This is a genomic window from Mesobacillus persicus, from assembly GCF_900109925.1.
GTDB classification, from domain to species: Bacteria; Bacillota; Bacilli; order Bacillales; family Cytobacillaceae; genus Mesobacillus_B; species Mesobacillus_B persicus.
The window spans coordinates 143018-156231 of record NZ_FOBW01000008.1 but is presented as its reverse complement, the minus strand read 5'-3'; the positions used below and the strand labels follow the sequence as shown (position 1 = coordinate 156231).

Sequence of the window (13214 nt, the reverse complement as noted above, 5' to 3'; positions counted from 1 at the left end):
AGTCCGAAGGGACGATAAAAAATTTGGATTGATTAGGAGGGATAAGATGCTGTTAACGGACTTGATCAATCATACAAAAGAACAGTATGGTGAGTATCCATTTTTATATGATGGAGAAAAGGAATATACAAATCTTGATATGGAACGTGTTGCAAAGAAAATCTCCGTCCTTTTAAGAAATCATGGGGTTTCGGATGGGGAAAGAGTGCTTGTCAGTATGGAGAATAGTTCAGCTGTTTTCTTTGCTTACCAAGGAATCCTACGTGCTCGAAATATTGTCATCCCTGTGATGCATATTTTAAGTCCAAACGAGATGGCCTATATCCTGAATGATTCTAAGGCCAAAGCCATCTTTACATCAAGTGCTTGTTTGCCAAATATGATCCAGGCTGTGAAAGGGTTGTCTCACCACGTGACCATTTTTGTGATGGATGAGGTGAAGGATAAAGAATTACTAGAAGGCTATGATGTAGTAGATGTTTACCAAGCGATTGAAACCATTGAAGGTTCTCAAGAAGTCGTATCGGACACAGATGAGAACAATGTGGCTGTCATTCTTTATACGTCTGGGACAACTGGACGACCAAAAGGGGTCATGCTCACTCACAAGAACCTGATTGTTGGTCCGCTAGATTCATATCATACAAAGAAAACTGAAGGACGAATTGCGGAACGGAATACGACGGTCTGTGTCCTGCCATTGGCCCATATCTATGGTTTTGGAATTATGGTGACGAGCTTTATATTAGGCGATTCAATTGTTGTTTTTTCAAAATATGACTTAGAGAAAGTCTGTCAGGCAATTGAGCGATTTTCAGTGAAAACTTTTGCAGTTGTTCCCGCAATGCTTCATGATATGACCTTTAGTTCAACTACAAATAAATACAATCTATCTAGCTTAGAATCTGTCAATTGCGGCTCTGCCTCTCTGCCACTTGCGGTGATTGAGTCATTTGAAAAGAAGTTTAATGCGGAAATTTGGGAAGCGTATGGTTTGTCAGAATCCTCCACTGGTGGTGTTTCTGGACACCGAAAAGGGGTACCTGTCAGACGAGGATCGGCTGGCATTCCTTACCCTTACGTCGAAGTGAAAATCGTCGATGAAGAAGGGAATGAGCTACCAAGAGGCGAAGTAGGGGAAATCATTGTCAAAGGGGAGAATATCACACCTGGATATTATGGCCTGTATGAAGAGACAGCCAAGACCATTAAAAACGGGTGGTTGTATACAGGCGATATAGCGACCATGGATAACGAAGATTACATCTATATTGTGGATCGCAAAAAAGATTTGATTATCCGCGGTGGATTTAATATTTATCCTCGTGATCTTGAAGAAGTCTTGAGCAAACACGAAGCAGTTTCAGAAGTCGCGGTCATTGGACTGCCTGATGAAAGAATGGGAGAAGAAGTCATCGCTTGTGTCGTGAAAAAGGCTGGTGCGGATGTAACAGAACAAGGATTGATTCAGTATACACAGGAAAATCTTGCAAAATATAAGTCTCCTCGCCGAATTCTATTTGTAGAGGCATTACCGCGAAACGGTGTAGGGAAGATTCTAAAACGGAAGCTACGAGATGAGTTACAAGGAACGGATTTGACCGTTTCTTGATAGATAAATAGGAGTGAACGAATTGCCCCAAGGAATGATTTTGGGGCAATTTTTGTTTGTGAGAAAGGGAAGTTTGCCTAATAACAGTGATGCGTGTTTTTTAAAAAGCTCTGTTAAACTAAAATGTTGATGTCCTCTCCAGGCACTCGCTTTCCGCGGGCGTGCCGGGGAGCCTCTTCGGCGCTGAAAGCGCCTGTGGGGTCTCCCCAGCCCCTACTCCCGCAGGAGTCAAGTGCCTTCCGCTCCAATCAACTTTTTAAAAAATCAACAATGTCCTATAACAGAGCTTTTTTAAAAGGAACAAGCCTTGAGGGGAGAGCTAAAATGAAAAATCCCCCTAATGGTTAGAAACCCATCTAACCATTGGGGGGAGGTTGTGAATTGTTAGCTTCCTTTTATGAAGGCTCTATAACGCTTCAGTTTCTGGTTTGATGGGCGGAGTGAACTCATTCTTAGGATCCTTCGTCTTCTTTCTATCTCTTTGTACCGGAATGAAAACACTTAGGATAATCGATAAAACAAGGAATGCGATTGTAATGAGTGCGATAATTTTTAATGCATCTGTAAACGCACTGGCTGTTGCAGTCGCCAAAAGGTCTTCTAATGGAACTCCAAGTGTCTCTAATTCAGCAGCAAGACTTTCATCGACTTGGGAACCATTGGTGAGAGCTGCTTGTTCCACAGCACCCATCAGGGAAGCGTTCACACCTGCTTGCTCCGCTTCATTCACGAGAGCACTTTGGGTGAATGTCGCGGTCAATGTGGTGAAAATGACGATCCCAGTTACTTGCCCTAAAGGTGCGCCAATGTCACGAATGAATTGAAACAGCGAGGCACCGGCTCCATATTTTTCAGCTGGCATTTCACCTAAAGCAAATTTGATAATCACAGGAGTAACGGCTCCCATCGTAAAGCCAAAGAAGAAAGTTAAAATGAAAATGATGTTAAACGCAGTACCTGCATTAACCGTAAAGATATAGATGACCAAGGTGATGATTGGGATTAAGAGAGCGCCAATAATGAGTTTCTTACCATTATTAAATTTATCCGTTAGTTTACCAAATATTAAATTTCCGAAAAAACCGGAAAGGTATATGGCCGTATAAAACCATCCTGTTTCAGAAACATCTCCACCAGGTCTTGTTGTTAAAAAGAAGTTCATTCCGTAAATAAAGAGCTGGTAGGCCGCTACAATCACTAAGTTTATGATAACGACCATCGTGAAGAGCCGATTTTTAATGAGTGATAACTCAATAAGTGGATTTGCTTTCCGGTTTTGGTTAAACCATAAGATTATTGCAGACAGTACCCCTAGTCCTAATGTACCGAGCGTAATTGGAGAATCAATGCCAAAACTTCTGACCAGTGTTGAGACCGATAAAATACTTCCAGCCGTAAGGATGATTAAGAGCGTACCAGTTAGGTCAAGTTTCTTGCTACCTTCACCTTTTGATTCAGGAACCAATGCAAGAATGACAAAGAAACCAATCGCGGTTAGCACACCGCTTATCCAATACACAATGGGCCAGCCGTAAATGCCAATTAAGTAACCGGCAATCACAGCTCCAGTTGCAGAAGCTAATGCTTGCACAGCTGAAAAGATTCCGGCTGCCATCCCACGTTTCTCTTGTGGAAACAAAACCCCAATGTATGCGAGGGCAACAGGTAATATACATGCCACGGAGAAACCTTGAAGGACACGAGCAAACAGTAAGAATGAGAAGGTTGGGCTTAAAGCAGCAGCCACTTCCGAAAGCGTGAAAAGGATCATTCCGAAAAGAATGACACGTTTCCGGCCAATTTGGTCTGCCACCCGGCCAGCTAATGGATAAAAGGCCGTCGATGTAATATAAAACGATAGAATAATTAAACCAGATAAGAACGCAGGAACTTCAAAATGCGCTGCAATGAGTGGAACAGCCGGTGCTTGAAATACCATAGCTTCAATACATACAAATCCTCCGAATACAAGTGCAAAAAATTGGGTCCACGTTTTCCTTGAAACCTTAGTTTCCAAACAAATCCCCCCTAATTGGATAATTTTTTCATGCTACGCCAATGATTAAGCGCTTTCAATTTTACTTACCATTAACTAAAGAGTTTGTTAAGTATGAACCAATAAGTAGTAAAACATCACCCCCTTGTCAATCTTTGTCATTTAATCGTGTTAATCTTTTTGCGTTTTCAATATTGCTATATTCGTAATTATATATTATCATAAACGAAACAACAATAAGAATTCTGAAAATTTTAATTATTAATTCAAATGAACTTTGCGAGGAGGGGATACGTTGAATGCCTATTTGTTATTAAATATTGCTGGGAGTATAGTTCCGGACCAAGAGATCCTCACGTTCGGAACAAGACGCCAAACGTATGCTCAAGTGATTGAGCGTACCGGTTTATTAGCATCGGCACTGGCTTCCTATGGAGTGAGGCAAGGAGATCGAGTTGGGATCATTTCCACGAATAGTCCTGAGGTGGTGGAAGCATTCTTTGCAACATTTCAGTTGGGGGCGACAGTGGTGCCGATTAATTACCGCGCAAAGGCGGAAGAACTTGCCTTTATGTTAGAAGATGCGGGATTGAAGGTACTCCTGATTGAAAAACGCTATGCAGACTTGTTGGAACCATTGGCCGCAGATAAAGGGATTGCAAGAACGATTATTGTCGACGGTTATCATCGAGTTGGCCAAGAGTACGAAGAAGTGATTCAGTCAAGTTCACACCCATTGATCGATTTTGCCGATGTGGATGATAGTGACTTGGCGATTCTGTTGTACACAAGCGGAACAACGAGTCGGCCGAAAGGGGTTATGATCACCTACGGTCAGCTTAGCAACTATGTCATGGGTCATTCAGAAGCTGCCGATGGACTGCCCAAGGGGGCTTCTATGATTGTCGTCCCAAACTATCATGTAGCGGGGGCAACAAGCATTTGCAATGGAATCTATTCGGGTCGTCGCTTGATATTACTGCGGCAGTTTGAAGCAGAGGATTGGCTACAGACAGTCGAAAAAGAAAAGGCGACGCATGCCTTTTTAGTCCCAACGATGCTGAAACGAGTGATTGATCATCCGAATTTTTCGAAGACCAATTTGAGCTCTTTGCAAAGTCTTTCTTATGGAGCAGCACCAATGCCATTTCCTGTCATTCGCCGCGCAATTGAATTGTTTCCGAAAACGACGGAATTTGCCAACGGTTTTGGAATGACTGAAACCACCTCAACGGTCTCCGTACTAGGACCAGAAGATCATAAACTGACAGGCTCGAAGAAAGAAATTGAAAAGAAAATTCAGCGATTGTCTTCTGTCGGCAAGCCTCTTCCAGGCGTAGATATTCTGATCATGGATGACAATCACAAACCTGTTGAAGCGAACACAATTGGCAATGTGTATGTTCGGACAGAACGGTCGATGAAAGGCTATTGGAAACGACCCGATGCATCGTCTGAAACAATCATCAACGGTTGGATTAACACGAAAGACATGGGCTGGCTTGATGAGGATGGCTATTTATTTTTAAGTGGACGCAGCTCAGACATGATTATCCGTGGGGGGGAAAATATCTCCCCGCAAGAAATCGAGGATGTCCTTTTAGAGCATGAGGAAGTATCGGATGTGGCAGTCATCGGTACGCCAAGCCTGGACTGGGGAGAAGAGGTTATGGCTGTAATTGTCGCGACCAATCCAGAAGCCTCGCCACAACCGGAGGAACTGATCGCCCATTGTCGCAAATATCTAGCTAGCTTTAAGTGTCCAGTGAGGATTGAGTTTGTTACAGAACTTCCACAAACTTCATCAGGAAAGATTCTTAAAAAAGATCTTCGAGAGCAATTCTTAAATGTATCACAAACAAAAAACTAGGTAAGAGGTGGTAGAGGTGCGTTTTGATTTAACAGATGAGCAGCGTCAGTTGAAAGAAGAAATCCGTTCCTATTTAGACGAACACATCACGGCAGAACTATTAGAGGAATTAATAGAAAATCCGGATGGCGGTCCGCTGTGGCGGCAATATATTCAAAATTTAGGGAAAGACGGTTGGCTGGGGATTGGTTGGCCCGTCGAATATGGAGGTCAGGGAAAAACCCCGCTCGAGCAATATATTTTCCTAGAAGAAATCGAACGAACTGGTGTCAACATCCCGTTTATAACACTTGAAACGGTTGGTCCTACGTTAATGAAACTAGGAACAGAAGAGCAAAAGAACTATTTTCTCCCGAAAATTTTAAAAGGAGAAGTCGAGATTGCGATTGGCTACTCTGAACCGCAAGCTGGGACAGATCTTGCTGCTTTAGAGACACGGGCGGTAAGAGAGGGAGATTCTTATGTCATTAATGGCCAGAAAGTGTTTACCACCAATGCCCATATGGCGGATTATATTTGGTTGGCGGCCAGGACAGATGCAGATGCGCCGAAGCATAAAGGGATTTCCATCTTTTTAGTTCCGACGAAAACGCCAGGATTTTCAGTGACACCGATGGATTTAATCGGGGAGCGTTCAAATGTGTCCTATTATGAAGACGTCCGTATACCATTAAGTGCCTTAGTTGGGGAGGAAAATAAAGGTTGGCAATACATTACCACCCAGCTTTCCCTGGAAAGATTGATGTTGTCTACTTATGCACGAATGGAGCGAATGATCGAGGAAACGATTGAGTGGGCGAGTGAAAATGAAGTAGATGGTGTTCGTGTTCTCGATCAACATTGGGTACGTGACAGTTTAGCAGAGTTAACGATGGAAATGGAAGTGCTTAAACTCTTAAACTATCGTGCCGCTTGGGCACACAACAACGAAAAAACCGCCCCGTTTCGGCCTTCAATGAACAAAGTGTTTGCTGCGGAATTGAATCAAAAGGTGTTTGATACTTGTATGCAAATCATGGGGATGTTTGGTCAGGTTGCAGCAGGTTCTGAATGGACGATTGCAAACGGAAGCGCGCAAACTTACGCACAAAAGCGGCTTGTTCACTTGTTCGGTGGCGGAGCAAATGACATTCAGCGCGACCTCGTCGCTCGTTTTGGATTAGGGTTACCAAAAAGCTAGTTTATAAATTGAAAGCGCTAGCAATCTGTGAACATATGAAAAGAGGGGGAAACAAGAGTGACGTTAACACGAGAAAGAATAAATGAGTTTATTGGCATTCAATCGGAACGGACTGAAGGTCCAGATAAAGTATGCCCGCAAATGATTCGGCATTGGTGTGAGGTGATGGAAGACAATAATCCGTTGTATCAAGAGGAGGAGTATGCCCGAAATTCTGAATATGGGGAAGTGATTGCACCGCCCATGCAGGTGCAAGTTTATACGATGAGCCCAATATGGCCGAAGGCACAGCGTGAACCAAATATGATGGAAAAATTTGTGGCGGAATTAGCGGAGCATGGGTATACCTCGATTGTCGCGACTGAGCAGGGACAAGAATATTTTGAACCAATGAAAGTTGGCGATCAAATCAGTTATCAAATTTCGGTCGATAAAGTATCACCTGAAAAGCAAACAGCCCGCGGTCCAGGGTATTTTGTTACGTTCCTTTACGAGTTTACAAATCAACGCAATGAAGTGGTCTGTAAACAGACGTTTACGATCTTGGCTTATAACGCAATTTCAAATGAATAGGAGGAAAAAGGATGAATACGACAAATGTAAGTTCGACGGTTACATGGGATGAGGTTGATGTTGGTTATCAATTGCCTGTACATGAACGGGAGATAACGGCTGCCCTAATAGTTGGTGGTGCCATTTCAGCTACACATGATTATGCAGAAGTTCATCATGATTATCATGCCGCCCGCAAAGCAGGTGCTGACAATGTGTTTATGAATATCCTAACTACCAATGGATTGATTGGGAAGTACTTAACGGACTGGGCTGGACCAACCGCGAAACTTAAAAGCATTACCTTGAGACTTGCGGTGCCGAATTATCCTGGAGATGTCATGACAATGAGCGGAAAGGTTAGTGAAAAATATGAAAAGGACGGAGAGCATTTAGTGGAAGTGGAATTTGGCGGAAAGAATTCACTGGGCTATCATGCAAGCGGGAAGGCAGTTGTAGCACTAGAAAGGAGGAAATCGTGATGGAATGGGTACCTGATCAAACGGCCATTGTTGGGATTGGCCAGACAGAAATAAGTCGGAACTGCGGACGAACAGAACTAAAGATGGCAACGGAAGCGATCCTAGCTGCAGTAGAGGATGCCGGACTAAACATAGAAGATATTGATGGGATGGTTAACTACACAATGGACACCGCAGAACAAATTGAAATTGTTCGATCTTTAGGCATCCCCAACCTCAGCTTTTTTAGTAAAACGCCCTATGGTGGTGGGGGGAGTTGTGGAACAATCGCCCATGCAGTAGCAGCAGTTACGGCTGGCCTTGCAAACTACGTCGTATGTGTTCGGTCCATTCGTGATGCTTCCTCCCCAGTAAAGATTGGCGATTTTGATTCATCAAAGTCATCTTATGACAACAATGTATATTGGGGGATGTATCTCCCTTATGGGTTAATCACCCCTGTTTCCTGGATTGGGATGTATACGCAGCGCTATATGCATCAATATGGCATTAAAGATGGCGCATTCTATCCAATTGCCCAAGTTAACCGGGAGAATGCGAATCGTAACCCAAATGCTCTATTTTATAATCAAAAATTAACATATGAACAATATATGGATTCTCCAATAAATGTAACGCCATTAAGAAGACATGATTGTTGTGTAAATATTGATGGCGCAGTGGCTATTATCGTGACCTCGGCTGAACGGGCGAAACATTTAAAACAACGTCCGGCTTATATTTCTGGAGTAGTACAGGGAATGTCTACGAATGGAGAACAGATGACAAGTTTTTATCGACCAGATATAACAGGCTATCCAGAGATTGAGGAATACGGGAAAAAGCTGTTTAAGATGGCTGGTATTACCCCTCACGAGATTGATGTTGCACAGTTCTATGATGCATTTAGTTCAGAGGTTCCGATGCAGTTAGAAGCCCTGGGTTTTGTCGGGAAGGGAGAAGGGGTTGATTTTTGTGAAGGGGGGCACCGCATCCGTCCGGATGGTGAGCTGCCAATTAATACTTCCGGAGGGTTAATGTCAGAAGGTTATGTCCACGGGATGAATCTGATTGCAGAGGGAGTTCGCCAAGTTCGTGGTACTTCTACGACCCAAATCGATCATGTTGAGCATTCGTTAGTTACTGGTGGTCCAGGTGTTCCTACCGCAGGCCTAATATTAAAAAGGAGGTAATAGAAGATGGTTCAATATACTGGCAAATTTCCCATTCCAAGACCTGATGTGAATGAAGATACGATAGAGTATTGGCAACTTCTACAAGAAACAAAGCAGTTGCATGTGCAAAAATGTAAAAATTGTGGGACCTATTCACATCCACCACGTCCGATCTGTCATCATTGCCGTCAATATCAATTGGAATGGGTGCCGATGAGTGGGAAAGGAACGGTTTATAGTTACGTCATTTACCACCGTTCTGTTCATCCTGGCTTTGAAGTACCGTATGAAGTCGTTCTCGTTGAGTTAGAGGAGGGTGTCCGTATTATTTCGAACATGGTCGATTGTGAACCGGATGAAGTATATATTGGGATGCCTGTTGAAGTGGTCGTTGATCAGGTGTTCGAAGATATTGCACTGCCGAAGTTTAAACGACGTGAGCAATAAGCTAGGAGGAGGGGAATTATGGATTTCACATTGAGTGAAACGCAAGAAGTGTTTAAAAGCACAGCCAATAAATTTTTCAAAGAGAAGTGTACGATCACTGCATTAAAAGAAGCGGAAAAGAGTGCGAAAAACTACTCTCCAGCTCTATATAAGGAAATTGCTGATTTAGGGTTTGTTGGATTGATTATTCCAGAAGAATACGGGGGAGCAGGTGGTACTTTCATGGATTTGGCGATTGTGGTGGAGGAGGCAGGTTATGCAAACTTACCTACGCCCTTTCTGTCTACGATTGCGTACGGTGCGATTCCTCTTCTGCAAAGTGGAACGGAGGAGCAAAAACAAAAGCTTCTGCCGCGAATTGCAGAGGGTGAGTTCATTTTTACCGGAGCGTTTTCGGAACCGCAGTCCCATTATGATTATCGTCTAATAAAGTCAACTCTGTCTGACAAAGGTTCAACCTATTCACTGAATGGAAAGAAGCTGTTTGTTCCGTTTGCGGAGTCTGCAGATTATCTGCTAACTTTGGCGAAGAGCTCGAATGGTGATGTTCGTCTTTTATTGGTAAAAGGTGGGCAGCCTGACATTCTAATAACATCGATTCCAGCGATAGGTCCTGAGCGAGTATACGAAGTGAATTATCGTGACGTTCCGTTAACAAGCGAGGATGTACTCGGAAACGGGGGAGATGGGTGGTCGCAAACCAATAGAGTCATCCAGATGGCAACGGCACTAGAGTGTATTGAAATGGTTGGGGTCCTACGCAGGGCAGTTGAGGTGACGAATGAGTATGTGAAGGAACGCAGGCAGTTTAATCGACCAATCGGAAGCTATCAATCGGTTCAACATCGTTTGTCTGATATGCTAACGGTGGTCGAAGGCGGACGTCTCGCAGCTTATCAAGCGATGTGGCGGTTAGCAGAAGGATTACCTGCAGACAGAGAACTTGCAATTGCTAAAGCATGGCTTAGCAAGGAAGGTCAAAATGTGTTAACAGGTGCACATCAATTGCATGGAGGCATGGGGATTGACATCGATTACCCTCTCCAATTCTGCTTCCGCCGCTTTAAACGTTTTCAGTTGAGCATGGGAACAGCTCCCATTCATCTGAAGAAAATTGCAAGTTCGTTAGAGAGAAAGGCGGTTGCGACAAAGGTTTAATAGCTTTGGTGCTTCCTGTTGAGTATCCGAAATAAAAGCGCTCATTTATATCTGAAATGCCGAAATACAAACAGGAAGATTATGGTGAGCGCTTTTACGAATAGAGAATAATGAAAAGGGAGAAGGGGTGAAACCAATGTCTAAGCAAGCCCTTAGTGGTCTGAAAGTCATCGATTTATCTTGGCATATTGCTGGGCCATACTGTACAAAACTACTGGCCGATCTCGGTGCAGATGTAATTAAAATTGAGCAACCTGGAATAGGCGATCCTTCTAGACGAGAAGGTCCGTTTCCAAATGATCAACAAGACTTGAACGCCAGCGGTCTATATGCTTACCTGAACAATAATAAAAAAGGTATCACTTTAAACTTAAAATCAAAACAAGGTAGTGAATTTGTTAAAAAACTAGTGAAGGAAGCGGATATAGTAGTAGAAAACTTTAGTCCTAGAGTAATGGAAGGTCTAGGGTTAAGCTACGAAACCCTTATTGAAATCAATCCTCGTTTGATCATGACCTCTATTACGAATTTCGGACAGACAGGAGCCTTCAGGGATCGCAAGGGAACGGAAATCGTTGCTCAAGCAATGGGTGGGTTTATGAGTTCCGTTGGTGAACCCAATCGCGAGCCGTTACGAGCCGGAGGGAATTTACGGTTATTAGAATACATCTCCGGATCCTTCGCAGGGATGTCAACACTGGCCGCTGTTGCCCAAAGACGGAAAACCAATCAAGGGCAACATGTGGATGTCTCAATAACGGAATGTGGTTTGTTGCAGCGCTCTTATCAAACTGTTCAAAACTCCTTCCCGACGAGTCCAGCCAAACATGTCCGAAGATACGTGATGATGCCAAGCATTGAAAAATGTAAAGATGGATATATCGGTATCAACCTTCTCACAGGAAAGCATTGGCAGGACTTCTGCTTGATGACTGAAATGTATGAATGGATTGAAGATGAAAGGTTTACCACTCTCGGACAGAGGCTAATTCACAAGGACCTTTTCAGGGAACGGTTTGATCCATGGCTAATGGCACATACACGAGAGGAAATTATTGAACTCGGACAGCAGTGGCGAGTTCCTGTCAACCCTGTGCCAACATTTACCGAAATGCTGAACTTTCCTCAATATGAAGCAAGAAAGTTCTTTGTCGAGATTGAGCACCCTGTAATGGGAAAGGTGACTCAGCCTGGAGCTCCTTACACGATGTCGGAAACGCCATGGAAAATCCAACGACCAGCACCCTTGTTAGGCGAACATAACTCCTATGTGTACAAGGAAGTTCTCGGACTAGATGGTGAGGAACTTGAACAACTTCAAGCCGAAGGTGTTGTATAAAAATTTGTACCATTAAGGAGGGAAAATCCATGTCATCTTTACCGTTAGAAGGAATTCGTATTCTTGACTTAAGTATGTGGTGGTCAGGTCCAATGTGTAATTCCTATCTTGGGGCACTTGGGGCAGAAGTGATTAAAGTGGAATCCATTCAGTTTCCGGATGGCTTTCGCTATACGATGGCACCGCCAGGAGAGAAGGATTGGTGGGAGTTAGGGCCGCAGTTTAATGCAGCGAATATGAATAAGCTAGGCTTAACGCTGAATTTAAATGATCCAGAAGGACGCGAACTATTTAAAGACTTGGTGGCTAAAAGTGATGTCGTCGTCGAGAACTTTTCTCCGCGTGTCATGGGGAACTTTGGATTAACCTATGAAAAACTACAAGAGGTGAACCCTCGGATCATCATGGTTTCGATGCCAGCTTACGGGAGTAGCGGGCCTTATCGTGATATGCCTGGCTTTGCGTATACATTTGAAATTTTATCTGGAATTGCGCAAACCAACGGGTATGAGGGAGAAAACCCGATGATTATATCTGGGGTTGGCGACGTTATTGCTAGTTTCCACTGTGCCTATGGACTTTTGGCTGCATTAGAATATCGAGCAGAGTCTGGCAAAGGACAGCATATGGAAATTGCTCAGTCCGAGGCTTGTGCAAACTTAGTTGGTCAGCCGATTATCGATGCGTCCATGAACAACCGCAATTGGGAACGAGTTGGAAACCGACATCCTACTATCGCTCCACAGGGTGTATATCCTTCGAAAGGAACCGACAGATGGGTGGCGATTTCTGTTCAAAACGATGATGAATGGAAGACTTTCTGTAAGGTAATCGGACGCCCTGAACTGGCAAATGATTCTCGTTTTCATACAAATGAGGGACGCAATCAGCATCATAATGAACTCGATCAGCTGATTTCAAGTTGGACGATACAACTTGATCATCATGAAAGTGCTACTATTCTTCAAGATGCTGGGATCAGTGCTGGGCCGGTATTAGAAGTGGATGAAATGGAAAACGATCCGTTTTTATCAGGAATGTATCAAGAAGTAAGCCGTGAGTGTACCGGGACCCACCTATTTCCTTCTTGGCCGGTAAAATTTTCGGAGGCTCGTCTAGAACACCACAGTCCTGCGCCAACATTAGGCCAGCACAATGATTATGTCCTAAAAGCGATTTTAGGTTTATCTGATGAACGAATACAGTTTTTAGAGCAAAATGAAATCATTGGAAATCAGCCGTTAGGTGCAAAGATCAGCAAATAAATATAACCGTTTTCTTAAATGGGGGGTGGAGATTGGTGTCAATCAAAATTGGAACGAAGTTTGCTTGTACGAACTGCAAAAGCGAATTTATTGTCACGAAAATAGGCAATGAGGATTTAACATGTTGCGGGAAGCCGGTGGAAAAGAAGTAATGGCTTC

11 protein-coding genes are annotated in these 13214 nt (G+C 43.5%); 10 read left to right on the top strand and 1 reads right to left on the bottom strand.

Annotation, left to right across the window (positions count from 1 at the left end; translation table 11 throughout):
- Nucleotides 1-46 precede the first annotated feature (46 nt).
- The gene (locus BMX30_RS12710) at nucleotides 47-1612 is read left to right on the top strand and encodes a class I adenylate-forming enzyme family protein (protein ID WP_090746053.1); all 1566 of its coding nucleotides are present in this window, start codon (nucleotides 47-49) and stop codon (nucleotides 1610-1612) included.
- Nucleotides 1613-2018: 406 nt separating this feature from the next.
- Here BMX30_RS12710 and BMX30_RS12705 read toward each other — a convergent pair whose 3' ends face one another.
- Nucleotides 2019-3629 carry an MFS transporter gene (locus BMX30_RS12705; RefSeq protein WP_090746050.1) on the bottom strand — a complete coding sequence of 537 codons (1611 nt, stop codon included), beginning with the start codon at nucleotides 3627-3629 and terminating at the stop codon, nucleotides 2019-2021.
- 274 nt (nucleotides 3630-3903) lie between these two features.
- Here BMX30_RS12705 and BMX30_RS12700 point away from each other — a divergent pair, with 274 nt between their 5' ends.
- From BMX30_RS12700 to BMX30_RS12660, 9 genes are all read left to right on the top strand, one after another.
- Complete coding sequence (locus BMX30_RS12700) at nucleotides 3904-5478, top strand: class I adenylate-forming enzyme family protein (RefSeq protein WP_170843876.1); 1575 nt, start codon at nucleotides 3904-3906, stop codon at nucleotides 5476-5478.
- 16 nt (nucleotides 5479-5494) lie between these two features.
- Nucleotides 5495-6658 (top strand): acyl-CoA dehydrogenase family protein, encoded by a 1164-nt coding sequence (locus BMX30_RS12695; RefSeq protein ID WP_170843875.1) that lies wholly within the window; start codon nucleotides 5495-5497, stop codon nucleotides 6656-6658.
- Between the two features lie 57 nt (nucleotides 6659-6715).
- Nucleotides 6716-7231 carry an FAS1-like dehydratase domain-containing protein gene (locus BMX30_RS12690; protein ID WP_090746041.1) on the top strand — a complete coding sequence of 172 codons (516 nt, stop codon included), beginning with the start codon at nucleotides 6716-6718 and terminating at the stop codon, nucleotides 7229-7231.
- An 11-nt stretch (nucleotides 7232-7242) separates the two neighbouring features.
- Nucleotides 7243-7692 (top strand): MaoC/PaaZ C-terminal domain-containing protein, encoded by a 450-nt coding sequence (locus tag BMX30_RS12685; protein WP_090746038.1) that lies wholly within the window; start codon nucleotides 7243-7245, stop codon nucleotides 7690-7692.
- Nucleotides 7692-8864: a thiolase C-terminal domain-containing protein gene (locus BMX30_RS12680; RefSeq protein WP_090746035.1), complete on the top strand. Its 1173-nt coding sequence runs from the start codon at nucleotides 7692-7694 to the stop codon at nucleotides 8862-8864. The genes BMX30_RS12685 and BMX30_RS12680 overlap by 1 nt, the downstream gene beginning before the upstream one ends.
- A gap of 6 nt (nucleotides 8865-8870) precedes the next feature.
- Complete coding sequence (locus tag BMX30_RS12675; protein WP_090746032.1) at nucleotides 8871-9293, top strand: Zn-ribbon domain-containing OB-fold protein; 423 nt, start codon at nucleotides 8871-8873, stop codon at nucleotides 9291-9293.
- 18 nt (nucleotides 9294-9311) lie between these two features.
- Nucleotides 9312-10451, top strand: a complete 1140-nt coding sequence (locus BMX30_RS12670) for an acyl-CoA dehydrogenase family protein (protein ID WP_090746029.1) — start codon at nucleotides 9312-9314, stop codon at nucleotides 10449-10451.
- Between the two features lie 136 nt (nucleotides 10452-10587).
- Complete coding sequence (locus BMX30_RS12665; protein WP_090746027.1) at nucleotides 10588-11790, top strand: CaiB/BaiF CoA transferase family protein; 1203 nt, start codon at nucleotides 10588-10590, stop codon at nucleotides 11788-11790.
- A gap of 29 nt (nucleotides 11791-11819) precedes the next feature.
- On the top strand, nucleotides 11820-13055 hold the full coding sequence (locus BMX30_RS12660; protein WP_090746024.1) for a CaiB/BaiF CoA transferase family protein: 1236 nt from the start codon (nucleotides 11820-11822) through the stop codon (nucleotides 13053-13055).
- Nucleotides 13056-13214: the final 159 nt, after the last annotated feature.